Here is a 24,744-nt window from a genome sequence, read left to right as displayed (position 1 = left end):
ATAATATTTGATTTTAGATTTACGATCCTGTATCGTAAATCTAAAATTTAAAACCTAAAACACTATGAAAGCAGTATTTATATCATATAACCAAGCCTTGACGGAACGGGTTGCTTTTATCCTTGATCAATTACAAATTCGGGGATTCACGCAATGGCCTTTGGTAAACGGAGCCGGAACCGTGGATGGAGAACCTAGAATGGGAACTCACACTTGGCCGGAAATGAACTCCGCCACCTTGACTATCGTGGAGGAAGAAATGGTCCCTCTAATCTTGAAATATGTCAAGAACCTTGACGAGGTGAATAAAGAAAACGGTATCCGGGCATTTGTCTGGGACATTACCGATATGTATTAAAAAAAGAGCCTTTCGGCTCTTTTTTTGTATATGTACTTCACGCAAAGAGGCCAATGCCTCTTTTTTATTCGTCCTCTAATGACTTGAATCCCTTTCCTAATATCTCTCTGGAGTCGATAACATTTATAAAAGCCTCCGGATCAATTTCACGAATTCTGTGACGTAAGATCATCATCTCACGACGAGTTAAAATCGTGTAAATAATCTCGCGAGATTCACCCTTATAAGCACCGACAGCCGGTAAAATTGTAGCTCCACGATTAATATCATTCAAGATGATATTTTTCACCGTTTCCATCTCTTTCGTGACGATCATCAATGTCTTGTGGACAGAAGCACCTTCCACGATCAAGTCAATCACCTTACCTTCGATGAACACGATAATCCAAGAATACATGGGCAAACGCCAGTCTCCGAAAGCCACCACGGTTGACAAAGTAATCGTACAATCCACGATAATAACCAACGTACCCAAAGAAATATGGGTATACTTGTTCAAAATCATGGAAATAATATCCGATCCCCCGGAAGTAGCCCGAGCCTTGAAGATCATACCGATACCAATACCATAAACAATACCGCCGAAAATAGCTGACAGTAATTGTTCATTCAACATCGTTCGGTCAGTAATTCCCGGTTCTAGCAAAGCATCATAACCGTAAACATAGTGAATCAAACGCATAAATGCCGGAATAGCAAACGTACAGATGATGGTTTTCACACCAAACATTCCTCCCAGGAAATAAATTCCCAACAACAACAAAGGCACATCCATACAAAGGGCAGCAATCTCAGTTTCCCAGCCCCACAAGTGATGAAAGACCATGGACAGACCGTATGTTCCACCGGGAGCAAAACCATAAGGCTCCGCAAACAATACCGCACCTAACGCGAACATGAAACAACCACCCAACAACCATCCGTAGGTGATAAAGAAATCCTTAGAGAATAATTTCTCCTTAGTTACAAATCCCATACTACAACTTATTTTTATTTTAACAATTAATTTCGCTTGTTTTTAGCCGCACAAAAGTACAACTTGTTTTTGACTTTTTACAACGTTTTCGATTTCTCAAATTTAACTGTAATACACTCATAATATGTATATTACATTTTATTTTTCATGCATAATTATACAACTCACCTCATAATTATTCGAAAAAACACGAACCCCATGAAAAAGAATAATTTTCAATACTCCATTTCCGATTTCCAATTATTTTCCTTATGTTTGTAAACGTATTGGAAAGGTAATGTTCTTCGTGACATTACAAGGGAATCCCGTGAGAGTCGGGAACTGTACCCGCAGCTGTAAGTTTCGAAACTTTAGTCTCTACTGCCACTGTCTGTACATGGATGGGAAGGCGACGAAAAGGAAACAAGTCAGAAAACCTGCCAAGACGTAACTGTTTATGTAGCTTTCGGGAAGTGAAGCTGGCAAGATGTTTATCATGGTAACATGATCTTCTTCTACCCAAATTTTCCAACAAGCATTGTTCTGTGAAATAAGTGAGCAGATTATGAGATGTAGAATATCTCTGCCAATTTTGTTTTACATCGCGTAACAAGCTCACTTATTTTGAATACAGTTTCCAAATCAACGATAAAGCCTCGCTTGGAACCAAGCTTGAAATATCATCTCCTTTTCGGATCATTTCTCGGATCTCGGTGGCAGACAAGGGAAACAAAGGGGCATCAACGAACGTCATGTTCGTAAATCCTTCAACAGAAGTTATAATACCTGAACGAGGATAAACAAAAATATCACAATGTCCCTCGATCCAACGATGCTCCTTCCATTTCGGGAAATCCAGTACGTTATCCCCCCCGATGATCAAAGCAAATTGTTGACCGGGGTATCGATCAAACAAAACCCGTAAGGTATCCACTGTGTAGGAAGGTTTAGGCATTGAAAATTCGATATCACAGGCTTTCATTCCGGGAATTCCTTTGATGGCAGCCTTCACGATCTCGAAACGCTCGGTCTCCGGCAAAAGGAATCGATCTACTTTAAACGGGTTACAAGGACTGACCACAAACCACACTTCCGCACACAACTTTTTTTCCAACAGGTAACGAGCAATTCCCACGTGCCCGTTATGGATCGGGTTAAACGATCCGAAAAAAAGTCCGATAACAGGTCCGCTTTTCTTTTCCTTACCTTGTTTCATTCGATTATTTCAAAAAATCCCTTACCGCCTTTTCAGCTTCGGCTAAAGCCGTATCTAAATTGTCATTCACAATGACCACGTCAAATTTATCAGCAAATGTCATTTCATACTCCGCTTTAGCCACACGTTGTTCGATTTTCTCCATTGAATCCGTACCCCGCCCGATCAACCGTTGCCGCAAGACCTCCACGGAAGGAGCTTTAATAAAGACAGATAACGCCTGATCCCCGAATATTTTCTTGATATTCACCCCTCCAACAACATCCACATCAAATACCACGGCATGACCAGCCTTCCAAATTCGCTCCAGTTCACTCTTCAGCGTCCCGTAGAAACATCCCGGATAGACCTCTTCCCACTCTAGGAAATCCTCCGCCTCAATTCTCTCTTTAAACTCATCCGTTGAAAAGAAATAATACTCTTTCCCGTGTTTCTCTTCTCCCCGGGGGGCCCTGCACGTTGCCGATACCGAAAACTCCAACCCGAAATCCTTCGCCAACAAGTAATTCACGATCGTACTCTTCCCCGATCCGCTAGGAGCTGAAAATATGATTACCTTCTTTTTCATCCGTTTATAAAGTTTATAAGGTTTATAAAGTTCATAAAGTCAAAGCTTTTTAATAAAGTTCGATAACATTTTAGATATGATTTCTGTTTCTAGCAAAAGTTCGGAGAAATTCTTTTCATCTAATATCAATACATCCTTAGCTAAATAAAGCATTGAGCGAACTTCACCACACGATCCTTTCGAAATATAAAGAAATTGTTTGAATTCAAGATTGGACTTACGCTCAAATCCCTCTGCAATATTATTCATCACAGATACTGCAGCTCGTTGTATTTGATCTTTGAATCCATAATCTTTACTACAACCAAATTGATTATAAATTCTTCTTGCCAAATCTCGAGCTCTTTGCCAAGCAAGAATATCTTCAAATCGCTCTACTCTCATTACTTACTTTATGAACCTTATAAACTTTATGAACTTTACGAACCTAATCATAGCACATTGAGACTCTGTTCCTTTATTTTTTCCAGTTCATCTTTCATGCGGACAACCAGTTTCTGGATGTCGTGGTCATTGGCTTTGGAACCCATGGTGTTGATTTCTCGACCGATTTCCTGAGCGATAAATCCGAGTTTACGTCCCGGCGCCTCTTCTTTCTCCACCGTCTCGACAAAATATTTACAATGATTTGCCAAACGAACTTTCTCTTCCGTAATATCCAGTTTCTCCAAGTAATAGATAATTTCTTGCTCTAACCTGTTCTCGTCAATATTTTTAATCTCTCCCCACTCCTTCATCTTGTCTTGCAAGCGTTGCTTGATAGTAATCACTCGTTGTTTCTCGAACTGGGGCACTTCTCCCGACAAACTTTTGATCAACTCGATCCGTTTCAAAATATCTGCAATCAAAACTTTACCCTCTTGAATACGGAAATCATCGACATCCGACAACGCTTTCTCGATAGCACTTCTCAAACAATTCCAACCTTCTTCATCCAACTCTTCCATTTTAGCTTGCATCGTGTCAGGGAAACGCATAATGGTTTGCAGCAACTCGCTCTTGTTGATTTCCACTCCCAACGAACTCGCAACTTCCAACATCTGATTATAATACTGTCTTACCACCGATTGGTTCACGGCAACATCTTTCTCGTCCTCCGCATTATCAAAATAGATATACACGTCCACCTTCCCGCGTTCCAGAACGTTCTTTATCATATTCCGGATCTCAATATCCTTCTCTTTGTAAATACTCGGAGTCCTCAAGTTAATATCCAATTGTTTTGAATTCAGACTTTTTACCTCCACGATCACTTTCTTTGTCCCGCAGTCCACTGTTGCTTTACCGAAACCGGTCATTGATTTTATCATAGCTCTTGTTTTAAATACAAACATTTAACCACAAAAGTAAGGCTTTTTTTGAAAATCCCCGCCAAATAACTACCTTTGTTCAGTTTGTCAAATCATCAGAATATACATAATCATGGATGCGAATCATCTTTCTGCCTTCCAAAAAGGAGTTATCGGGGTACAATTTCTTTTCGTCGCCTTCGGTTCGACTGTACTCGTTCCCTTACTTGTAGGATTGGACCCGTCAACAGCACTTCTTACTGCGGGAATCGGAACATTAATTTTCCATCTTGTCACGAAAGGTATCGTTCCCATCTTCTTAGGAAGTAGTTTCGCATTCATCGCCCCAATCATCAAAGCCAGTGAATTGTACGGTATGGCAGGAGCCCTTTCCGGGATGGTCGCCGTGGGTGCGGTCTACGGGCTTATGAGCTTGTTGGTAAAATTACGGGGAACCGACTTTATCAAGAAACTATTTCCCCCCATCGTGATCGGTCCGGTAATCATATTAATCGGGCTTTCCCTCGCCGGCTCCGGGGTAAAAATGGCAAGCGAAAACTGGGTATTGGCCCTTATCTCCCTGATCACGGCTGTCGTTGTCTCTCTGAAAGGCCGGGGGCTGTTAAAATTAATCCCTATATTCTGCGGAATCATTGTCGGATATCTCGTGGCACTTTTTTTCTATAACGTGGACACCGCCCCGATCAAAGAAGCCGCTTGGTTTGCCCTTCCTCAATTCGTGACACCCGATTTCTCTTGGGCTGCCATTATCTATATGGTTCCCGTGGCCATTGCCCCCGTAATCGAACACATCGGGGATGTCTACGCGGTGAACAGTGTTGCCGGTAAGGATTTCGTGAAAAACCCCGGATTACACCGTACACTACTGGGTGACGGTCTTGCCTGTGTTTTCGCCGGGTTAATCGGTGGCCCTCCCGTAACCACGTATTCCGAAGTTACCGGGGCCGTGTCTTTAACAAAGGTGACAAGCCCTGCCGTGATTCGAATTGCTGCCGTGACGGGGATCGTCTTCTCGGTTTTCGGTAAAATCAGTGCTTTGTTAAAATCCATCCCAGCCTCTGTTTTGGGAGGGATCATGCTACTCTTATTCGGAACAATTGCCTCTTTGGGAATGAGTAACCTAATACAGAACAAGGTTGACCTTTCCAACACCCGCAACATGATTATCGTCTCTCTCATCCTAACCTTCGGTATTGGAGGGGCGGCCTTCGAATGGGGTAATTTCTCCATGTCCGGCATAGGCCTTGCCGCCTTATTGGGTGTCATCTTAAACTTGATATTACCGACAAAAGAATCCAAAGCATAATACAGGCTTCCAAACGTCACTCATCTCTTGTGGATCAACATATCCACCACCCCTTTATGCCCTACCGCGTAACAAAAAAATAACTGTTTTGAAACATTAGATTCACATAATCAGCGGAACTTGCAATCGCAAAAAAGAAAGAAAACAATTTATTTAAATGAATAGAAAATGAAAAACTTACTTTTAACCACAGTTCTTATGTTAGCTGTTATTTTTAGCAGCAACGCGACAAATGACGTGAACGGTCCCGCTAAAAAAGTATCTATCTCCGGAGCAGGGGCAACCTTCCCTCTTCCTTTCTATAACCTTGCATTCAAAACCTATCAAGATAAAACAGGTAATTCCATTACCTACGGAGGCATCGGTAGTGGTGGCGGTATTCGTAGCCTGAAAGACAAAATCGTGGATTTCGGGGGGTCCGATGCCTATCTGTCCGACAAAGAAATGAGCGAAATGCCCGCGGCCGTGGTTCACATCCCGACGTGCATGGGAGCCGTGGTGTTGGCGTACAACCTTCCGGGAGTAGACAACTTGAAACTAACCGGGGACATTATCGCCGATATTTACTTGGGCAAAATCACCAAATGGAACGACAGCCGTATTGCAGCCATCAATCCCGGCGTGAACTTACCCGACAAAGCCATGAGTCCTGTCTATCGTTCAGATGGTAGCGGAACCACTTTCGTGTTCAGTGACTACATGACCAAAGTAAGCCCGGAATGGGCCGAGAAGATCGGAACCGGAAAATCATTAAAATGGCCAGTAGGTATGGCCGCTAAAGGTAACCCGGGCGTTGCCGGAGTAATCAGTCAAACTGAAGGGTCCATCGGTTACGTGGGTTCCGAATATGCTTTTGCCATGAAAATCCAATTCGCCCAGATGAAAAATGCGGCCGGTAACTTTATTACCCCAAACACGGAAAGCATCTCAGCCGCGGCGAAAGGAGATATGCCCGCCGATACCCGTACAATGATCACCAACTCGGCCGCCCCGGATGCATACCCGATCAGTTGTTTCACATGGATCATCTTATACAAAGAGCAAGCCTATGCCGATAGAAATCAAGCTCAAGCCGAAGAGACATTGAAACTATTGAACTGGATGCTGGACGCAGAGGCCCAAGCCTTAACCACAAAAGTAAACTACTCCCCGCTCCCGGAAAAGGCAGTAAAAAATGCAAAAGCGTTACTAAAATCAGTCACTTACAACGGGCAACCCGTGTTGAAATAATCAAGTATACACATTATTCAAAAAACTACAAACTCCAAATTGCACTATAAAAGTGCAGAAAACAGCAATTTTCTGCACTTTTATAGTGCAATTTGCGTATATTTGCAGAAATACATACTAATCATGGATAAACTTTACGAAAGTTTCAACAAACTATTAAAAATTACAAACACCGATTTTATTCGCTATAAATATGCCGAAATTAATTGGGACAGCCATATGTTAGGACTTGTTGGTCCACGGGGTATTGGTAAAACAACAATGTTTCTCCAACATATTAAACAAAACCTACACCCGAAAGATACGTTGTATGTTTCAGCAGACAACATATATTTTACAGAGAATTCTTTGATCGATCTAACAGACAAATTTAGTAAACAAGGAGGGAAACACTTGTTTATCGACGAAATACATAAATACCCTAATTGGTCACGTGAATTAAAACAAATATACGACACCTATCCAGATGTGCAGATACGATTTACCGGATCATCCATTCTAGACATCTATAAAGGAACTGCAGACCTAAGCCGACGAGCTCCTATCTACGATATGCAAGGCCTCTCTTTCCGCGAATATTTAAACATGTTTCATCACATGAATATTCCTGTTTATACAATAGATGAAATATTAGAACACAAAGTAGAAATACCCCAAATAACGCATCCTCTCCCCCTCTTCATAGAGTACCTTCAGCAAGGCTATTACCCGTTTGGTAAAGACAAAACTTTCGAGATTGAATTGGACCAAGTGATAAACCAGACCATGGAGATCGATATCCCACAATATGCAAACATGAATGTCTCCACTGGACGCAAATTAAAACAACTTCTAATGATCATTTCTCAAAGTGTTCCATTTAAGCCAGTCTTACAAAAACTGGCAGATATGATTGGTGTAAGTCGGAATTATTTAGCCGATTACCTACTTTACATTGAAAAAGCAGGCATGATAGCTCAACTTCGTGATGATACAGGGGGTATCAGGGGATTAGGCAAAGTAGAAAAAATATATATAGATAATACGAACCTCATTTATGCTTTAGGACGAGAAAGTCCAAATATAGGAAACATTCGTGAAACATTCTTTTACAACCAGATGCGTGTGAAACAAGAAATCACATCCTCAAAAATTTCAGATTTTCAGATAGGAGAAAGAACATTTGAAATAGGAGGGAAAAACAAAGGACAAAAACAAATAGAAGGTCTCCCAAAAGGATATATTGTAAAAGATGACATCGAAAGTGGATATGCCAATATTATCCCGCTCTGGCATTTCGGAATGAATTATTAAACAAACAGTTCCTTTTCGTTTGAAATTTTCCGCTTTATCCATATTTTTGCAACTTAAATCTAAAATTTCGTAGATGAAGAACATTAGGAATTTCTGTATAATCGCACATATTGACCACGGTAAGAGTACACTTGCCGACCGTTTACTAGAAACGACCGGAACTGTAGTAGGGAAAGATTTACAAGCACAGGTGCTTGACGATATGGATCTGGAACGAGAGCGAGGCATCACGATCAAGAGTCATGCGATACAGATGGATTATCATTACAAGGGAGAGAAATATGTTCTAAACTTGATAGACACCCCGGGACACGTGGACTTCTCGTACGAGGTATCACGTTCCATTGCTGCCTGCGAGGGTGCGCTACTGATTGTCGATGCCACGCAAGGTATTCAAGCACAAACCATCTCGAACCTTTATCTTGCCATTGACAATAACTTGGAAATCATTCCCGTTTTGAACAAGATGGATATGCCCAATGCCATGCCTGAGGAAGTGAAGGACCAGATTGAAGAACTGATCGGATGCGAGCGGGATGATATTATTGAAGCCAGTGGAAAAACCGGTTTGGGCGTGGATAAAATACTGGAAGCGGTTGTAGAACGAATTCCCGCACCTACGGGTGATCCCGACGCACCACTTCAGGCTTTGGTGTTCGACTCGGAATTTAACTCTTTCCGCGGAATCATCACCTATTGCCGTATCATGAACGGTAGTCTGAAAAAAGGTGACATCGTGAAATTCGTGAGTACGGGCAAGGAATACGATGCAGATGAAATTGGAGTATTACGGCTAGAACAAGAACCCCGCAACGAACTGAAAACGGGAGATGTGGGCTACATTATTTCCGGTATTAAAACTTCATCCGAGGTAAAAGTCGGGGATACGATCACGCACGTGGAACGTCCATGCGCCGCCGCCATCGAGGGATTCGAGGAAGTAAAACCCATGGTCTTTGCCGGAATCTACCCGATTGATTCGGAGGATTACGAGGACCTGCGTACCTCCATCGAGAAATTACAGCTAAACGATGCCTCCCTGACCTTCGAGCCGGAATCTTCAGCCGCCCTTGGATTTGGATTCCGCTGCGGGTTCCTCGGAATGCTCCATATGGAAATCGTGCAGGAACGTCTGGATCGGGAGTTCGACATGAACGTGATCACCACCGTTCCCAACGTTATGTACATCGCCCACACCACGAAAGGTGAAGTTTTCGAAATGCACAACCCCTCCGATATGCCCTCTCCCACGGTAATGGACTATATCGAGGAGCCTTATATAAAAGCACAGATCATCACGCCCACCGACTACATCGGTCAGATCATGACCCTCTGTCTCGGCAAGCGAGGTGTACTGATAAAACAACACTACCTGACAGGAAACCGGATCGAGTTGAACTACGAGATGCCACTGGCTGAAATCGTGTTTGACTTCTACGACAAATTGAAAAGTATCACGAAAGGTTACGCCTCTTTTGACTATTTCCAGATCGGTTATCGTCGGGCAAATCTTGTGAAATTGGATATACTGCTGAATGGCGAATCCGTGGATGCCCTCTCTGCTTTAATCCACTTTGATAACGCTTATTCTTTCGGGAAACGCATTTGCGAGAAATTAAAAGAACTGATTCCCCGTCAGCAATTCGACATTGCAATCCAAGCTGCCATCGGTGCGAAGATTATTTCCCGCGAAACCATCAAAGCCGTTCGCAAGGATGTAACCGCAAAATGTTACGGTGGTGATATTTCCCGTAAACGTAAACTACTGGAAAAACAGAAAAAAGGAAAGAAACGAATGAAACAAATCGGTAACGTCGAGGTCCCGCAAAAAGCATTCCTTGCCGTGCTGAAATTGGATTAGTTCATAAAGTTTGTAAGGTCTGTAAAGTTTATAAAGTAAGCGTCCCCCAAGGACGCTTTATTTGTATGCCCCTTAAGCTACTTTATAACCTTATGAACCTTACAAACTTTATGAACCACGACATCATCCCAATAATCCCTGCATTTCGCCCTTACTTCCCCGTCGGGAGCGATCACGCAACTCTCTCCCCGGTAAACAAGTCCTGTTAAGTCTGTCCCGGCACAATTAACGGCCACGACATACGCCTCGTTCTCGAAAGCCCGTTCCCGTAGAAGTTGATTCCAATCGTCCCGTCGGGATTCCGGCCAATTCGCAATGTAAATGGCAACATCATATTCGCCCTGATTCCTACTCCACTCCGGAAAGCGCAAATCATAACAGATATAAGTTGAGAAACGTATCCCTTTCCATTCCAGTGTCAGATGACGGTCTCCGGGCGAGAAACTACCTTTTTTAAAACAATTATGCTTGTCGTAATATTCGTATTTCCCATCCGGATAAACAGCCAATAACCGGTTATAATATTTCCCATTCTCTTTGTAAATCGTGGAACCGATCACCAATGCCCCGGAGCGCCTCGCCCATTTCTTCATCCGCTTGATCACTGTCGGGTAATAGGAAGCCACCTCATCTTTCGAACGCATTGCCTCTTCTTTATCCCGTTTCTTCATCTCACATCCGGAAGTGAAAAGCTCCGGAAATACAATCACATCGGCCCCCTTACACAAAGGCACCCGCTTATCAAAAGCCCATAGATTGGACTTCACATCCCCCCATATCAAGTGCGCCTGTACAAGCGCCACCCTCACCGAATCCTGCGCCTTCACGTTTAAGGATAAAACAAACAGGAAACATAACATCCCGCCAAATACTTTCATTTTCATAAGATTATTTAGGCGAATTTACTCAAAATTTTTGATTCTTTCCTAGATTATTGAAAAATTACACGGTTAGGTAAATACCCAAAAAATCACAACTTTCCCCGCTTTGCAATACTGGTACATACAAAATCAACTTGCCTAGGTTTTGCAACAAAAATAAGGTCAACTTGCTTAGGTTTTGAAACAATTTAATATATTTATAACTGGAAATCAATATATAATAAAACATTTAATATCCCAAAAGTGAGGGGGCTGCCAAAAGTCTATTTTAAACAACTACCCCCTCTAACTCCCCCTTACACAGGGGGAGAAACCGCTTGGTAATCAGCCCTCCCCCTGTGTAAGGGGGAGCTGGAGGGGGTAGTTTATAGATACTGGATAAGACTTTTTTGGACAGCTCCCTATCCCCTCCTCTCCCACCGTCGTTTCACCCACGCCACCGCCAGCGAACTAATCACCCCACCAACGATACTGAAAACTCCTGCCAACAAGTTGTCCGCCATCTGCGACAACACGGCGTTAAAACTCAACGTCGAAAACATACCGATCAAAAAATAATTACCCATTTTGATAATTTAAAATTTAAAGTTTAGAATTTAAAATGGGATTCACGTCCCCGGCATGGATCCGATGCCAGAGACGTGAGAACTCGTTCCTCTCGCGAAATCACTCGATCAGGAACCATAAAATTTACAGCGTCATCACCCAGCTATCCGAAGCGCTCTTCCCGTTCTTCAACGTGGCGAAACAATACAGTTTCACGTTCTCGTGACTCCACTCCTCCGGGAGAGCGTAGCTCGTGTTACCGTTCTCCCCACGGACTCGCAACGTCACTAGACGGGCTCGCCCAAGCACGCTCTCGTATAACACCGCATACACCTGATCGTCGCTGAAGGCGTAACCGTTCTCCTCGTCCTGCATCTCCTGCATGAAAGAATACATCTTGTTCTCTTCCGAGTAAGTCACTTCCACTTTCGGCGGGTACAACATCCCGGAAGCACAAAGCAAACGGTCGAGATCCACCGTCGCCACGTTCGCCTCGTCCACCGATACCCGGGACATATTCACCTTCACGAAAGCGTTCGCCGCCGAACCTTTACCGATCCCGGCAAAGCCTTTCCGGATCACCGGTAACAACTGCCGGGATAACTGTACCAGCGCTTTCATTCTCGCCCGTTGGGCCAGGATCTCCGGCGTCGGGTTGTCCTTCCGGGAAAACACCTTCGCCTTGGCGATGTTCTTCCCTCTCGTGTAACACAACGTGATGTTTCCCACTGATTTTCTTGCTTTTCCCAGTAAATACGAGTTAAATTCTGCCATAACTTTACAATTGAAAATTAAAAATTGAAAATTGAAAATGAACTTTACATGCCCGGGGCGGGCCCTGCCCCAAGAAGGTAAATTTTTAGTTCCTATCTTGAAATTCGCTAAAGGCGAATTCCAACGCCGGACCCGGGTCGATCTTTCTCGGCGTGATCGCCGAGTGACCCACCACGTCACGGATCGGGTAGGTCTCTTCCAGTAGGGTACAGATCTCCCGTAACACCCGGACCTGCCTTGCCGTGTAGCGATGCCAGTACATCGGGCGATCACCGGAACAGTCCGTGTAAACCTCCTCCGGCGGTACCACTCGCCCGCACTCCGCGATAAACAACCCGCCCGAGAACCGGAGTTTCCCGAGGTTATCCAGCTCTATCCCGATCGAGTAACGGTTCAACCCGCCACGCCCGGCGTACCAGCTCTTCCCCGCGTGCCACGCCTCGATGTTGAAAGGAACCAGCTGGAACACCTCTCCCTCCCGACCGATCACCACGTGAGCCGAGGCCGAAACGTCCGGGCGGGTCAGGAAAAGCGCGGAACTCTCGGCACTCGTTCCCGCCGTGTAGTGCAGCACGATCATGTCCGGCCCCTCCAAACGCCGGGTGTTCTTCGCGCTCACCAGGTGAACCACCCCGCCACCCATCAAACGATGGTTGACAATTGAAAATGGAGAATTGAAAATTGAAATTCCCATGAATAAAAATTTAATTAATCAAGTTTTTACCTTTTACTTTTTCCAACTTTTAGTTTTTACTTTTTAGCTTTTACCTTAAAAATCGCCTCCGCCATTTTTTCCCCACTCCGCCCCACCACGTAACCGCCCAGGCCGATTTCCAGCAAATCCCAAAAGCGGGAAGTATCGGAAAGGATAGGCAGCGTCGTGAACGTCCCCACGAGGACGATCAAGGCGAACACTAGCATCACCAGCGGCCGCCACGATCGCTGCAACCAGTTTCCCCGGGCCTCCTCCACCACGGCTGCCGAGCGAGAGCGGGCCATCTCTTTCTCGTGTTCTGCCAGCAATCCCAGCAGGTCCACTTCCAGTTGTCGCTTCTCCCTCGCCGGGAGCGTCAGGCGGTCGATCACCTCGCCAACCGCCACGACCACGCTCTTCACTCCTTCCAAAGTCGTAAAGCCGTGACGATACAATTCTTCACCTCTGCCGCGAGGTAAAACTTCTTGTTACCCACCTTCCTCTCCGGGATAAGGAGTTGTTTCTCGTAACGCCGTAATGTTTGCCTGGATATTTGCATAGCCCGGCACAACTCCTCGGCATCCATCAACCTGTAGGAAGCGTTTGATGCCGCCTCGATCGCCAGGCAAACCTCTTCCCGTAATTTTCTTAACTCCTCAAGTACTTGCACGGACACGTTTGCCGTTTCTTCTCTTTTACTTGTCTCTCTTTTTGCCATGTTTTTATTATTAAAGTTACCCGTTCCCTTTTATCCTCGCCCGCATCTCCCTCGTAACGACACGCCCGGAACAGCTAAACGCCTCGTCTTTTGTTAGTTTATAAAGTTCGAAAGTTTATAAGGTTCATAAAGTAATCCTTCAACCGGAAATCACCCAATCCCTGAATTTTTAAATCTAAAATTTAAAATCTAAAATCAGTAAGGCCCCGTGCAGCTGGAATCTAAAATCATAAATCTAAAATCATTAAATTCTCACGTGTTGGCTCGGCGAATAAGCCTTCCCATCCTTTTCCCGAAAGAAACAATACAAATGGGCTGCCGTTCCCCGTTTACGCTGCAAACGGAAAGTGGCTTTCCCGTCACCCCTAGTCTCCCCGCTCGTCTTGACAAACTCCGGGGAAAACGAACGATCGGCATAAAGCACGGCAACCATGAACTTATCCTCTTTTCCCGCGGAAGGAAGATCTTCCTCCCGTTCCCACGCCACAGAAACCACATCCCCCTCATCAACACGCACCACGAGATGATTCACTTTTTGTAACCGACCGACCGTCAACTGCAACCGGGCAAAATCCCCAATCTTCCCGTCAGGCTTAAAAATCATCATGTTCAACTTCAAAAATAAATTATACCCGCTTTTCCCCGTTCCCTTTGTTGCCAAATACCACACCTTTCGTAATTCCGTCTCCGCCAAACGGTGGTAAAAGCGTATTGCCACCCTCAAGCGGGAACGGCTTTCCCGCTGTTTTGACGTGTTCGCATCCGCATACCGTGCCGCCACACTCCTCACCCGTGTCACCGATCCCACTCGGTAGAAAATCGAATTCCCGATCTTTCCTCGAATATTCTCTTCTGTTATTGCCATCACTCGTTCGTTTTTAAAGTTTTCTTTGTTTTCTGATGCAAAGATAGAGCCTGCATCTTCGACATAAAACTCTAATTCACAGACAACAGGATGTTTTCACAAATAACCTTTTTCGTTTCATATTCGCCATAAATTCGAATCTCTCACTCGTGAACACACAACTCTCCCGATAAAAGAAAATCCCTAAACAGACCGTAGAACAAAGCAATGAACAACCGAAAAACATCCCCGGTAAAGAGGAGACAATCTCCCCTTTCTCCCACATCAAAGACACCCGCTGAACGTCTTTGATTCGTCTTTGATTCGAAAATGATACGTCATTAATCCCTAACTACATTGGATTCTCAACGGAAGAAGAATGGATATTGCCCGATAGAATATCAAGTAACATACCTAGATTAAAAAGATACCCAAACGAAATTTCTAGAGATAAAGCTATAAATACCAACAATCAAAAAAAACCAAACATTATAATCTAGATGCGATTATTACAAAAGAATTTTTGCCAAAGTCCAAAATAAAGTTACACTACGTAATTCATAGTCATACAGCAGTCCTAATACGTCTAATTCTATTAAACTTTTCATCTAAACACTGTCTGGACAATTAAACTGGAACCATTACATTGAAATATTAGAAATAGAAGATAATAGCAATCGACCTTTCTCGGTTAAACGATACTTTTGATTTCTATGCCTAGAATTTTCAGGATGAGTTTGTTCCACAAATCCATCCTTCATTGCAGGATTCAAATACCCATTAAGAAAATTATCTCTCCCCCTCAAAGACAATACTTCCATAATCTCTTTCACCGATAATTCTTGCCTATCCAAACATGACACGAGCATCCTTACTTGTCCTGTTACTTGTCCCATTACTTGCCCTGTTACTTGTCCTGTTACTTGTCCTGTTACTTGTCCTGCAACTGGTTCATACCTAAATGTAAGAACAATAAAACCATCTTCCGATTTATATTCTGGCTCCTGCAAATTAGCTTTTTTACATTCTTCAATCATTAAAATAATACCACGCCCCCAACTTTCCAGTAATTTACGTTTATAAAGGACATTGGCAATCAATGGATTTTGTGGTTCAGAACGATGCTCTGACTTCATTTTTTCCAAATCCCAAGCGGGAGGAAATACCCCAGGATTCTCTATTTCCACTCGATCATCATATATCGCAATTCCGACAGATCCTCTAATCGTACGGTATTGTCTATGGCATAGGCTATTAATAATTCCCTCCCGTACCGCTTTATATGGAATAGTCAATTGTTCCTCTCTTTCTAAACCCTCGATTTTACCCGATAGAGAAAGATGTTTGAATATAAAAGCCATTGCGGCATCAAGTAATTTAAAAATATTACCTTGTATTCGCTGATTATCTAAAAATTCCATCTTATCCGTTCCTCTAAAACGCGCCAATCTTAACAAACATTGCGGATATTCTACAAGTTCTTTATTTGCAAACAAAATAGCAGCTGCATGATTAAGTATTCCATTCCTAATAAGGCCAAATTTTTCCAAAATCATAGGAATATTATTTCCTATATTTTCCGGCAAACGACCACACTCAATTCCAAGTCGTACTGTTTTTAAAACTTCATTATCATCTATATCCTGTAAAGAAATATCTCCATTCTCAAATAACTCCCAACGATATTTTGAACCATCACGAAACATTAAAAATTCATTGTATATAGATTGAGGCATCGTGGTTGTCATACTCTCTACACGATAATAAGGACGGCCCTTATATGTAAAAGGGCGTTCAAATCTCGAATCCTCCACATGAAGTGCTGTGACCTTTTTATCACTACCAGGGATTGCCACATAGGATAACTGAACTTCAGCCAATGGTTCCAATCGATTAATAGCTTCTGCTATATTTCTTTTAGTATTATCTGCTATATCTTGCCCGATAACTTTCCCTTTATCAGTAACACCAAATAGAACTGTACCACCTTCTCCATTGAGAAAGGCACAAATTGTTTCCATCCCACGTTCCAATTGTCCTGTAGTTTCCTTAAATTCAATCTGAGAACTTTCCAAACCGGTTATCAACGATTTTATTACACCGAAATTATTTATATTCATTTTCAATTATTTGAATAAATACAAATATAATATTTTTATCTATCCTAAGCAGTAAAAAATGATCTTATATTTCACTATATTGGATAATATACTACAAAAATATCCACTAATAAAGCCGCCGATGGCCGATTCACCAGGCCGATTGATGATTAAAGATGATAATTATAACTCCTGTTTACTATTTTGCCGGGGAAGTTCCGGGAAGTGTAGCACCTGCAGTAGGCGGGGACGATAGGCCCGCCCGATCGGGAACCATCGGTCACCGATTTTAACGCTGTTGCCTACAAATGTATCGATATAATGCCAGTTCAAGATGAAACTCTGGTGTACCCGGATAAACGTATCGTCCGGCAAAGAGCGTTCCATCACCCCCAAACGATAAGAAATCGTCACTCGACTCCCGTCGATCGCGTGAAACTCGCTATAACTGCCCGATCCCTCGACATAAAGAATGTCTGCGTACAAAAGCCGCCGGCAATAATTCTCCCACCAAAGAAATATATGTCCCTCGCCGTAACGGGGTTCGCTTGAATGTATTAACGTGTTGGTCTTTTTGTTTTCCATAAATGATTGATTTTACACCTCGTAAAATCTGCCCCGGCGGCTGTAGCGATTATTGACATTCGCGAATAAACCCGGAAAACAAAAGACCAAACAGACATTTTCTAAGTCAACGTGTCACTTAAAACTATTCCAAATCAAAATGAACGCATCGTGCCATAGGTATCTTCGATCTTCTCCAAAAATAAGGAATCCCCCTGCAAGCGCCACCACCCATAATACGCTGACGCATCCCGAATATAAGGAGGAGAATACACCCGATCGTACACTTGGGTCGCCAAGGTTGAATCAGCCCTTAAAGGATTGGAATACATCAGGAAAGTATCCCTCTCGATAAGTACCATACTTTGCCCGGAAACTTCCATCGGGACAAAAACACGAAAACAAGCTAAAAATATCCATGGAACAAACTTCAATTTTTTCATCATACCGCAAATTTTAAAAGATAAAAGATTGGACCGCCCCTAAACTCATCCAAAAGGCGGTCCCCATTCCATACGTTTCTCTCGTTTACTTATTTACTCGTCTTGCTTCCGGCCGTTCATCTCTGCCTCATACTTTTTGAGTAATCTATTAAACTCGTCTTTCGGCAATCTCCATGTACTAAATGTACCGAACATATCATAACAAGTCTTATTTAAAAAAATGGTTGTGTACTCATTTCCACTTCCCAAAGAACCACATACTCCAAAAAGAATTCTCCTATCAAAATCACTATCTGTATCCAAAATTTGGAAATCTACCTCCTTAATTGCTTTACATCTTTCTTTTATCAAATTACGGTAAAGGTTTTTCAGTGTGTTTTTCGAGAGTTTTTCTAATTTCTGAAACGTTTCATCCGGCATAGAAAATTCAGCCGTGAAAACTCGTCCATCTTTATCAATAAAAAGCCCAACATCAAACTCTTCTAAAGCTTTTATCTCGGCAGGAACTATTGTCTCCCAAATTTCATCCTCCCAATCAGCAATAACCTCGTTCACTTCATCAGAATTTAGATTGTAATTAATTGCTCCCGGGTATTTACTTTCAAATCGTACAAAATAGTCCTTGAAATCAGAGGCTCTCAATTTCCAATAAACCCCTCCCGACTCGTAAGTCGTTCTTATTGGAATTACTTCCAAGCCACTAATGACTCTTTTCGATAACGTATCCACAACACTTGGATTTCATCGTGCATTTGCTATCATGATACATGATAAACATACGTATAGTGTTAAAATTATTTTTTTCATCTTTTCGTGTTTTTGAGATTAATATCCATCTCGTTGACTTAACTACTAAGTGCTAACAGGATGAAGAACAAATAACCGATGTCTTTAAATAGTTTTGATTTCATCAGCTTATATGTATTTAGTTTTTAAAATTAGGACCGCCCCTAAACTCATCCAAAAGGTGGTCCTCATTCCATACGTCTCTCTCGTTTACTTACTCGTCTTGCTTCCGGCTGTTCATCTCTGCCTCATTCTTTTTGAGTAATCTTTTAAACTCGTCTTTCGGCAATCTCCATGGACTAAATGTACCGAACATATCATAACCAGTCTTATTCAAAAAAATGGTCGTGTACTCATTTCCACTTCCAAACGAACCACATACTGCTAAAAGAATCTCTCTATCTCCTTCACTATCTGGATCCAACACGTAAAAATCTACCTCTTTAAAAGCTTCACATTTCTCCTTTATTAATTTGTGGTAAAAATTTTTTAATGTGTTCTTTGGGAATCCGTCCAATTTCTGAAACGCTTCGTCCGGCATAGAAAATTCTACGGTGAAAACTTGTCCATTTTTATCAACAAAAAGCTTAAGATTGAATCTTTCTAAAGCCTTTATCTCGGGAGGAAATATTTCCCAAAGTTGATCTTCCCAATCATAAATAGCCTTGTTCACTTCATCGGAATTTAGATTATAATTAATTCCTCCCGGGTATTTACTTTCAAATCGCTGAAAGCATTCTTTAAAATCAGAGACTCTCAATGTCCAAAAAATGTTTCCCGAGTCATAGGTTTCTTTTACTGGAATAACTTCCAAGCCGTTAATAACTCTTTTGGGCAAGGTGTCCACAACACTTGAATACCATCGTGCATTTGCTATCATGATACATGATAAACATACGTATAGTGTTAAAATTATTTTTTTCATCTTTCCATGTTTTTGAGATTAATATCCACCTCGTTGACTTAACTACTAAGTGCTAACAGGGCGAAGAACAAATAACCGATGTCTTTAAATAGTTTTGATTTCATCAACTTATATGTATTTAGTTTTTAAAATTAGGACCGCCCCTAAACTCATCCAAAAGGCGATCCCAATTTAATTACTCATTATTTACTTCACTGATTTTTCCTTTTACCGTATTTTCATCTATTTTTTCTGCTGCATCCCCCGCACGTGATAAACATACCAAAATAGGTCTATAGTGATATATTCTTTCCCGAGCCCTTTCGAGCCACACGCTGCCCATGAGGTGATTCTACCAAATTCAGAGTTCAAATCCAAATAGTGAAACTCGATGTCTTTGATAGTTTCACATTTTTCTTTTATCAAATTCTGGTAAAGATCCTTTAACGTGTTCTCCGGAAGTGTTTTCAACTTTTGAAATTCCTCATCCTTCATGGAAAAATCTGCCGTGAATACCTGTCCTTCCTTGTCAATAAAAAGCGTGATATTAAAACCTTCTAATGCTTTTATTGCTTCGGGAACGGCTGTTTCCCAAACATGATCTTGCCACTCACCTATGACCTCGGCCGTTTCGCTGGATTCTATACTGAAATCCATTTCCCCCGGGTATTTACTTTCAAACTTCTGGAAATGCGAGTCAAAATCGGAAACACGTAATTTCCAAAAGATCGTTCCCCCCTCATAGGTCTTTCTTATCGGGATAACTTCCAAACCATTAATAACTCTTTTAGCCAAGGTATCTACAACACTTGGGGTTTCCTGTCTTGCATTTGCTATCATGATACATGATAAACATACGTATAGTGTTAAAATTATTTTTTTCATTTTTCCTATTATTTTAGATGAATATAATTAAAAATCCTATTATTTATTTTCTTTATAAAACCATAATGTACGTACCAACAGCGGTTTATATCCTAGTATATCTACAAAATGTATTTTTTCATCCTCTAAACTAGGCATGCAGGATGCCGCAAATTCTTTAAATTTAGGAACAAAATTATCAACGCTATAATCACTATCATTAATAATTTCATCTAACCAAGCTAGATAAGCTCCGCGATCAGTTATCGAACGCACCCCTTGATATTCATGTCTGTAACTCTTAAAATAACGACGCATATATAAATCTGTTAAAACTCTTATCTCATACTCTTCACAAGCAAGATCTAATTGTTTTCGATATGAATCATACGTATTAAAAGAAAACATGTGCAATAACTCGTGTAACACTCTCCCCATTGTAATATTCATTTCTCCATTAAATCCGATTTCGGGAGGATAGGAAGGATTATACCAAGACTCCATTGAACCTCCAGGAACATTACTCACTTTTATGCGGACTTTTAACCCTCTCATTATTAAATTATCAATAACATATTGTATATCGGGGATAAAACGATATAGATTTTCAAGACAGTTCTCGACCTTAGCAAGAGCATACTTGTCTTGTGTAGATCCCTCGTAATCTATGAGATACTTTGTCCAAGTGTCAGCTGGATACGATCGGCTAATGCCCGTTTCCAACCCTTGTTCTTCTTCTACCATATCCATCTCATTAACACAACTACTAAGTGCTAATAGAATGAATACAAAATAACCGATGTCTCTAAATAATTTTGTTTTCATAAGTTTATATGTATTTAGTTTTTAAAATTAGGACCGCCCCTTGGATGAGTTTAGAGGCGGTCCCGGTTCAACGTACTCCTCACACTTGCTATTTCTTCTTTTTCAGCATCTCGTCGATCTTCTTCTCCAAGTCTTTGCCCCGGAGATTTTTAGCCACAATACAGTTTTCACCATCGAGGATAAAGGTGCAGGGAATTCCCTTCACGCTATACGCGGTAGCAATCTCAGATTGTCCGCCTTTCAAGTCGGACACGTTTTTCCAATCGCTGCCATCCTGACCGATTGCCGACAACCAAGCCTGCCTGTTATCATCAATGGAAACACTGATGATCTCCAACCCTTTCGGGCGATAACGCTTATAGATCTTTATCAAGTTCACGTTCTCTGCCCGGCAGGGACCACACCAAGAAGCCCAAAAATCAACGACTTTCACTTTAGCTTTCGTCTCGTGCAGTGAAAGTACACCGCCATCCGCCAACGGGGCGCTGAAGTTGGGAGCGATTTCCCCCACGGCGACTTTTTTCATCATTTCCAGATCAGCTGCAATCTGTTTGCCGTAGGAAGTTGCTTTCGCCTTTTCACTTAGAGCATCGTAACGTTCGGCCAATTTCACCTCATCTAAGCTCTGCGGCAACTTCGAAGCGATCACAAATGCAGACACGGGAGAGTCGTTATGCTTCTTTATTAAAGCCAACTCGTCAGCCTCGACTTTCGCCACTATTTTTTTAAACTCCTGTTGCAATCTCTGTAATTGCGGGGGATTTGCCCGGGCTTGCATATCCAACTGTTGTTGACTTTGTTTCAGATACTTATCCAAATCATAAAATTCTTTCCATACTTTCTGCGCCTCCCCATCGCTCTCCACGATCAATTCGTTTGCGCCCATCGTGATCGTGTAGTTGGCGTTTTCCAGCATGAAAGAAGCCAGCACGGCATTCTTTTTCACCGGCATCAGGTAGACCAACGTCAATTCCGGCATCCGGCCCGTGAACTCGAACACGCCATTCGTAACCGTGGCCTCGCCAATGTCAAGCATTCCCTTATCCGTGTTGGCCACCAACAGCAATTTACCATTGACCGTGTTAGCCAATTTCCCTTCAATCTTATAGCTATCCTCTTGTGCCATCGTGAACAGGACACAACCTAATAACATACATACTGTAAATAAAATCCTTTTCATCTTTTCCGCTTTTTGTAGTAGAGAAGTGACTGAAAGCCCGCCCGCCGTAACGAACGGGACTTTCAGCACTTCCGATATTCATGTTCTAATCCCGCTGTCTTGGGAGTTTCAACGCCGGTTCCTTCTCCGTCTTCGGGTTAGCCTTTTCGATCACCATGCCGTCCACGATCATCCCCGCGGGATAAATCATCGAGGCTGGGTAAGCGTTCGGCAGGTAGTTCATCACCTCTTCCTTCGAGGATATGGCAACCAACTTCAACAACTTTGTCAGCTCCGGCATATGGAAACCCGTGGTACGGACACGAGTCTCTTTCCCGTCCTTCAAGTCCACCCGGTACACGACAAGTGCCGACCCGGAAATACCTCTCACGATGTAGGCACAAGATTGCCCGGCCGCTTTCGCCGTCTTGATCAATAACTTCTTCATCTTCTCGTGAGCAATGCCCTTTTCCGCCTGCACGTGGATCGTTCCCGTACCCGTCACTAACGTCGGGCTTTGCGGTGACATCATGAAACGGGAACTACCCGTAGTTTCCGGAGCCTTCAATGCGGGGATCCGTCCGTTCAGCATTTTCTTGAACACGCCCTTTTCCACCAGCACCATTTCCGCTTCCGGCGTGACACCGTCCCCGTCCACCTCGTAATAACCGTATAGTGGGGTCCCGTTATATTCCTTCTTGTTCGTGTAGTTCTTCACCGTCAGGCGCTCGTCCATAATCTTCTGGCCGAACTGATCCGCCAATCCCCGCCCCATAGGCATGAGAGAACGGGCCGCGATCAACCCGCCGCGATAAAGCAAGTTATTGGCTAAGATGGTTGCCACGGCACCACCCTCGAACAGGATCGGGCCATTGTAATATTCCGCCACGGGAGGAGCCGCTTTCAACTGCATCAATCCCTCGGCAAACGCTTTCACCCGCTCTTTCAGCTCCTCCACTGAAGGAATCTCTGCCGGATTCAACAGGGAAAGAGAGAACGAATCCCCCAAGTTCGAACCGTCGTCACCGCGGACTTCCGCAGAAACCGTGACACTCACGTATCCACCCGGTTCTTTCAGTTGTACCCCTTCCGTCGTCAGGCGATACATATCCACCTCCAGCCCGTTGATCGCCACGCTGGAATTATAAATCTCCTTGTACTCGTTGAACACGGCAGACACCTCGGTCACGAGCCGTTCCAAAACACTCTGATCAATCTTGTAGGCCTCCGGACGCTCTTGTACACGGGTAACCGCCGGGAGCGGTTGCATATCTGCCAACGCCGCCTCTTCCGATGGAAGCGGGTTCTGTTGCAGGTAATTCATTTTCTGCGCCATCATACCCAAGGCGTACTTGTACATCATATCGGACGATTCCCACAACCCGCGGCGGATCACATCATAGTCCACCTCCGAAGGTAATTGCGCGGGAGCAATCTGTTCCTGATACTGCACGTCACTGTTTCTCTGGTAATCACCAAGCAACACCTGCGTGCCGCCACTCATTTGCCACGGGGACACGTTCGAAAGCATTAATCCTCCCAACGAGGCCGCCATTTGAAAATGACGATAGCGGGCTATCGCGTACGAAATATAATAAGGTTTCGGCCCGTTAGGAAGAACTAAAGCTGCCTTGTTACGTTCCTGTTCAGAGCGCATCGCGGCAAAAATAACATCATCCGGATTATTCTCTTTCACCACCTCCGGTTTCGGGGAAGGCAGGATCGGGGCAATATCACGAGCCTGCGCCCGACGTTGCGTTTCGATCTTACTCACGAATATCGTGGGAGAGGATGCCGTCACGGGCACCCATCCCGACTCCGCACCGCAAACACCCGTGAAAACGCTGGGTTTGTCTCCGGCAGCCGCGATATTGGAGAACATGGATAACGGGGTTCCGATCAAATCCACCCCCCGCACCAACTGATCCGGGCGACCGTCCACGAACACCCGGTACACTTCCAAGGGAGTCACGTTGAAGGAGTTCAGACTTCCACCCTCTCCCGTGTACGTGAAACCGCTTGTCACGGTCCGGAAATAGTAACCGTACTCTTTCCCCTGTTTTTGAGCCTCTGCCACCAACATGGCCCGAAGTTCATCCTCCGTGTAAGGGTGAGTGGTCTCTATGATCAGGTTGGATTGCCGGGAAACGGGGTCTCCCCCGCCGGAAGTACGACCGTGGCCGTTACTTGACGGGAAACCATCCAGCGGAACCCGACTCATCAAGAACTCTTTCAACACGCCATTCACCACGTTATCCACCCGGCGAGCTTTCACACCCTCGTCATCATACACGTAATGACCGTATAAATCGGTATCGGCATAGCGTTCCAACAAAGGTGCGCAATACACTTGAAATTCAACAGGCAGCACTTGCTCTCCCACCATCTTCTTGAAGGTTTGACCGCCCGATTTCAAGCGATGGCCTTCCAGACGGTGACCAAAGATCTCGTGAAAAAACACTCCACTGGCAGGGCCGGACAGGATGGCGGGACCCGTGTAAGGATCGGCCACCGGGGCATCGCGCAACGCCAGCAAGCGTTTGATC

26 protein-coding genes and 1 riboswitch are annotated in these 24,744 nt (G+C 43.5%); of the genes, 5 read left to right on the top strand and 21 right to left on the bottom strand.

The genetic code is table 11. The features are described from left to right. Nucleotides 1-64 precede the first annotated feature (64 nt). Nucleotides 65-358: a PG0541 family transporter-associated protein gene (locus tag AB5542_RS15445; RefSeq protein ID WP_087419055.1), complete on the top strand. Its 294-nt coding sequence runs from the start codon at nucleotides 65-67 to the stop codon at nucleotides 356-358. A 64-nt stretch (nucleotides 359-422) separates the two neighbouring features. Here the strand turns inward: AB5542_RS15445 and AB5542_RS15440 are convergent, their stop codons facing one another. The 5 genes from AB5542_RS15440 to AB5542_RS15420 all read right to left on the bottom strand — a co-directional run bounded on the left by AB5542_RS15440 (nucleotide 423) and on the right by AB5542_RS15420 (nucleotide 4,407). Further along, nucleotides 423-1,334 (bottom strand): YitT family protein, encoded by a 912-nt coding sequence (locus AB5542_RS15440; protein ID WP_087419056.1) that lies wholly within the window; start codon nucleotides 1,332-1,334, stop codon nucleotides 423-425. A gap of 255 nt (nucleotides 1,335-1,589) precedes the next feature. After that, nucleotides 1,590-1,773, top strand: a riboswitch (cobalamin riboswitch). Between the two features lie 159 nt (nucleotides 1,774-1,932). Beyond that, nucleotides 1,933-2,529, bottom strand: coding sequence for a nicotinate (nicotinamide) nucleotide adenylyltransferase (gene nadD, locus AB5542_RS15435; protein ID WP_087419057.1), 597 nt, complete (start codon nucleotides 2,527-2,529; stop codon nucleotides 1,933-1,935). 4 nt (nucleotides 2,530-2,533) lie between these two features. Continuing rightward, nucleotides 2,534-3,097, bottom strand: coding sequence for a guanylate kinase (gene gmk, locus AB5542_RS15430; protein ID WP_118304546.1), 564 nt, complete (start codon nucleotides 3,095-3,097; stop codon nucleotides 2,534-2,536). A 39-nt stretch (nucleotides 3,098-3,136) separates the two neighbouring features. Beyond that, nucleotides 3,137-3,481: a four helix bundle protein gene (locus AB5542_RS15425; protein WP_118304547.1), complete on the bottom strand. Its 345-nt coding sequence runs from the start codon at nucleotides 3,479-3,481 to the stop codon at nucleotides 3,137-3,139. Between the two features lie 47 nt (nucleotides 3,482-3,528). Next, nucleotides 3,529-4,407, bottom strand: coding sequence for a YicC/YloC family endoribonuclease (locus AB5542_RS15420; RefSeq protein WP_087419059.1), 879 nt, complete (start codon nucleotides 4,405-4,407; stop codon nucleotides 3,529-3,531). Nucleotides 4,408-4,519: 112 nt separating this feature from the next. Between AB5542_RS15420 and AB5542_RS15415 the strand changes: the two genes are divergently transcribed. The 4 genes from AB5542_RS15415 (at nucleotide 4,520) to lepA (ending at nucleotide 10,097) form a co-directional block, all read left to right on the top strand. Next, nucleotides 4,520-5,713 (top strand): uracil-xanthine permease family protein, encoded by a 1,194-nt coding sequence (locus tag AB5542_RS15415; RefSeq protein ID WP_270543443.1) that lies wholly within the window; start codon nucleotides 4,520-4,522, stop codon nucleotides 5,711-5,713. Between the two features lie 168 nt (nucleotides 5,714-5,881). After that, a complete protein-coding gene (gene pstS, locus AB5542_RS15410) occupies nucleotides 5,882-6,943 on the top strand; it encodes a phosphate ABC transporter substrate-binding protein PstS (protein WP_288215083.1) in 1,062 nt (353 codons plus the stop codon). 123 nt (nucleotides 6,944-7,066) lie between these two features. After that, entirely contained in the window at nucleotides 7,067-8,236 is a 1,170-nt protein-coding gene (locus AB5542_RS15405) for an ATP-binding protein (protein ID WP_087419062.1), read from the top strand. Between the two features lie 73 nt (nucleotides 8,237-8,309). After that, on the top strand, nucleotides 8,310-10,097 hold the full coding sequence (lepA, locus tag AB5542_RS15400) for a translation elongation factor 4 (RefSeq protein ID WP_087419063.1): 1,788 nt from the start codon (nucleotides 8,310-8,312) through the stop codon (nucleotides 10,095-10,097). 77 nt (nucleotides 10,098-10,174) lie between these two features. Here the strand turns inward: lepA and AB5542_RS15395 are convergent, their stop codons facing one another. From AB5542_RS15395 to AB5542_RS15320, 16 genes are all read right to left on the bottom strand, one after another. Beyond that, complete coding sequence (locus tag AB5542_RS15395; protein WP_270543445.1) at nucleotides 10,175-10,981, bottom strand: nitrilase-related carbon-nitrogen hydrolase; 807 nt, start codon at nucleotides 10,979-10,981, stop codon at nucleotides 10,175-10,177. A 398-nt stretch (nucleotides 10,982-11,379) separates the two neighbouring features. After that, nucleotides 11,380-11,544: a hypothetical protein gene (locus tag AB5542_RS15390; RefSeq protein WP_158571875.1), complete on the bottom strand. Its 165-nt coding sequence runs from the start codon at nucleotides 11,542-11,544 to the stop codon at nucleotides 11,380-11,382. 124 nt (nucleotides 11,545-11,668) lie between these two features. Next, nucleotides 11,669-12,298, bottom strand: coding sequence for a hypothetical protein (locus AB5542_RS15385; protein ID WP_270543446.1), 630 nt, complete (start codon nucleotides 12,296-12,298; stop codon nucleotides 11,669-11,671). A gap of 85 nt (nucleotides 12,299-12,383) precedes the next feature. Beyond that, the gene (locus tag AB5542_RS15380) at nucleotides 12,384-12,992 is read right to left on the bottom strand and encodes an N-acetylmuramoyl-L-alanine amidase (protein ID WP_270543447.1); all 609 of its coding nucleotides are present in this window, start codon (nucleotides 12,990-12,992) and stop codon (nucleotides 12,384-12,386) included. A gap of 56 nt (nucleotides 12,993-13,048) precedes the next feature. Continuing rightward, on the bottom strand, nucleotides 13,049-13,447 hold the full coding sequence (locus AB5542_RS15375; RefSeq protein ID WP_270543448.1) for a 3TM-type holin: 399 nt from the start codon (nucleotides 13,445-13,447) through the stop codon (nucleotides 13,049-13,051). Next, nucleotides 13,411-13,710, bottom strand: coding sequence for a MerR family transcriptional regulator (locus AB5542_RS15370; protein ID WP_270543449.1), 300 nt, complete (start codon nucleotides 13,708-13,710; stop codon nucleotides 13,411-13,413). Before AB5542_RS15370 ends, AB5542_RS15375 begins: the two co-directional genes overlap by 37 nt. Nucleotides 13,711-13,954: 244 nt before the next feature. Next, nucleotides 13,955-14,575, bottom strand: coding sequence for a DUF6266 family protein (locus AB5542_RS15365; protein ID WP_087419068.1), 621 nt, complete (start codon nucleotides 14,573-14,575; stop codon nucleotides 13,955-13,957). Between the two features lie 620 nt (nucleotides 14,576-15,195). Beyond that, a complete protein-coding gene (locus AB5542_RS15360) occupies nucleotides 15,196-16,674 on the bottom strand; it encodes an ATP-binding protein (protein ID WP_270543450.1) in 1,479 nt (492 codons plus the stop codon). Between the two features lie 162 nt (nucleotides 16,675-16,836). Then, nucleotides 16,837-17,238 carry a LytR/AlgR family response regulator transcription factor gene (locus AB5542_RS15355; protein ID WP_087419070.1) on the bottom strand — a complete coding sequence of 134 codons (402 nt, stop codon included), beginning with the start codon at nucleotides 17,236-17,238 and terminating at the stop codon, nucleotides 16,837-16,839. Between the two features lie 134 nt (nucleotides 17,239-17,372). Beyond that, nucleotides 17,373-17,660 carry a hypothetical protein gene (locus AB5542_RS15350; protein WP_270543452.1) on the bottom strand — a complete coding sequence of 96 codons (288 nt, stop codon included), beginning with the start codon at nucleotides 17,658-17,660 and terminating at the stop codon, nucleotides 17,373-17,375. Nucleotides 17,661-17,753: 93 nt separating this feature from the next. Continuing rightward, nucleotides 17,754-18,389, bottom strand: coding sequence for a hypothetical protein (locus tag AB5542_RS15345; RefSeq protein WP_270543453.1), 636 nt, complete (start codon nucleotides 18,387-18,389; stop codon nucleotides 17,754-17,756). 271 nt (nucleotides 18,390-18,660) lie between these two features. Then, nucleotides 18,661-19,371 carry a hypothetical protein gene (locus tag AB5542_RS15340; RefSeq protein ID WP_270543454.1) on the bottom strand — a complete coding sequence of 237 codons (711 nt, stop codon included), beginning with the start codon at nucleotides 19,369-19,371 and terminating at the stop codon, nucleotides 18,661-18,663. A gap of 222 nt (nucleotides 19,372-19,593) precedes the next feature. Next, entirely contained in the window at nucleotides 19,594-20,235 is a 642-nt protein-coding gene (locus AB5542_RS15335; RefSeq protein ID WP_270543455.1) for a hypothetical protein, read from the bottom strand. A gap of 39 nt (nucleotides 20,236-20,274) precedes the next feature. Then, a complete protein-coding gene (locus tag AB5542_RS15330) occupies nucleotides 20,275-21,039 on the bottom strand; it encodes a hypothetical protein (RefSeq protein ID WP_270543456.1) in 765 nt (254 codons plus the stop codon). Between the two features lie 88 nt (nucleotides 21,040-21,127). After that, nucleotides 21,128-22,219, bottom strand: coding sequence for a redoxin family protein (locus AB5542_RS15325; protein ID WP_270543457.1), 1,092 nt, complete (start codon nucleotides 22,217-22,219; stop codon nucleotides 21,128-21,130). A gap of 85 nt (nucleotides 22,220-22,304) precedes the next feature. Further along, a partial coding sequence (locus tag AB5542_RS15320; protein ID WP_368243179.1) for a metallopeptidase TldD-related protein occupies nucleotides 22,305-24,744 on the bottom strand: 2,440 nt, incomplete at its 5' end.

The organism is Butyricimonas sp. RTP31003st1_G1_RTP31003_210430 (assembly GCF_040920905.1).
In the GTDB taxonomy this organism is placed as follows: Bacteria; Bacteroidota; Bacteroidia; order Bacteroidales; family Marinifilaceae; genus Butyricimonas; species Butyricimonas paravirosa.
Note: the sequence above shows the minus strand (reverse complement) of the source record. Positions and strands in the feature narration are given on the sequence as shown.

Bases quoted from the DNA above. Each gene is read 5' to 3' on its own strand.
- AB5542_RS15445 (WP_087419055.1), top strand. From the start codon at position 65: ATGAAAGCAGTATTTATATCATATAACCAAGCCTTGACGGAACGGGTT.
- AB5542_RS15440 (WP_087419056.1), bottom strand. From the start codon at position 1,334: ATGGGATTTGTAACTAAGGAGAAATTATTCTCTAAGGATTTCTTTATC.
- nadD (WP_087419057.1), bottom strand. From the start codon at position 2,529: ATGAAACAAGGTAAGGAAAAGAAAAGCGGACCTGTTATCGGACTTTTT.
- gmk (WP_118304546.1), bottom strand. From the start codon at position 3,097: ATGAAAAAGAAGGTAATCATATTTTCAGCTCCTAGCGGATCGGGGAAG.
- AB5542_RS15425 (WP_118304547.1), bottom strand. From the start codon at position 3,481: ATGAGAGTAGAGCGATTTGAAGATATTCTTGCTTGGCAAAGAGCTCGA.
- AB5542_RS15420 (WP_087419059.1), bottom strand. From the start codon at position 4,407: ATGATAAAATCAATGACCGGTTTCGGTAAAGCAACAGTGGACTGCGGG.
- AB5542_RS15415 (WP_270543443.1), top strand. From the start codon at position 4,520: ATGGATGCGAATCATCTTTCTGCCTTCCAAAAAGGAGTTATCGGGGTA.
- pstS (WP_288215083.1), top strand. From the start codon at position 5,882: ATGAAAAACTTACTTTTAACCACAGTTCTTATGTTAGCTGTTATTTTT.
- AB5542_RS15405 (WP_087419062.1), top strand. From the start codon at position 7,067: ATGGATAAACTTTACGAAAGTTTCAACAAACTATTAAAAATTACAAAC.
- lepA (WP_087419063.1), top strand. From the start codon at position 8,310: ATGAAGAACATTAGGAATTTCTGTATAATCGCACATATTGACCACGGT.
- AB5542_RS15395 (WP_270543445.1), bottom strand. From the start codon at position 10,981: ATGAAAATGAAAGTATTTGGCGGGATGTTATGTTTCCTGTTTGTTTTA.
- AB5542_RS15390 (WP_158571875.1), bottom strand. From the start codon at position 11,544: ATGGGTAATTATTTTTTGATCGGTATGTTTTCGACGTTGAGTTTTAAC.
- AB5542_RS15385 (WP_270543446.1), bottom strand. From the start codon at position 12,298: ATGGCAGAATTTAACTCGTATTTACTGGGAAAAGCAAGAAAATCAGTG.
- AB5542_RS15380 (WP_270543447.1), bottom strand. From the start codon at position 12,992: ATGGGAATTTCAATTTTCAATTCTCCATTTTCAATTGTCAACCATCGT.
- AB5542_RS15370 (WP_270543449.1), bottom strand. From the start codon at position 13,710: ATGGCAAAAAGAGAGACAAGTAAAAGAGAAGAAACGGCAAACGTGTCC.
- AB5542_RS15365 (WP_087419068.1), bottom strand. From the start codon at position 14,575: ATGGCAATAACAGAAGAGAATATTCGAGGAAAGATCGGGAATTCGATT.
- AB5542_RS15360 (WP_270543450.1), bottom strand. From the start codon at position 16,674: ATGAATATAAATAATTTCGGTGTAATAAAATCGTTGATAACCGGTTTG.
- AB5542_RS15355 (WP_087419070.1), bottom strand. From the start codon at position 17,238: ATGGAAAACAAAAAGACCAACACGTTAATACATTCAAGCGAACCCCGT.
- AB5542_RS15350 (WP_270543452.1), bottom strand. From the start codon at position 17,660: ATGAAAAAATTGAAGTTTGTTCCATGGATATTTTTAGCTTGTTTTCGT.
- AB5542_RS15340 (WP_270543454.1), bottom strand. From the start codon at position 19,371: ATGAAAAAAATAATTTTAACACTATACGTATGTTTATCATGTATCATG.
- AB5542_RS15335 (WP_270543455.1), bottom strand. From the start codon at position 20,235: ATGAAAAAAATAATTTTAACACTATACGTATGTTTATCATGTATCATG.
- AB5542_RS15330 (WP_270543456.1), bottom strand. From the start codon at position 21,039: ATGAAAACAAAATTATTTAGAGACATCGGTTATTTTGTATTCATTCTA.
- AB5542_RS15325 (WP_270543457.1), bottom strand. From the start codon at position 22,219: ATGAAAAGGATTTTATTTACAGTATGTATGTTATTAGGTTGTGTCCTG.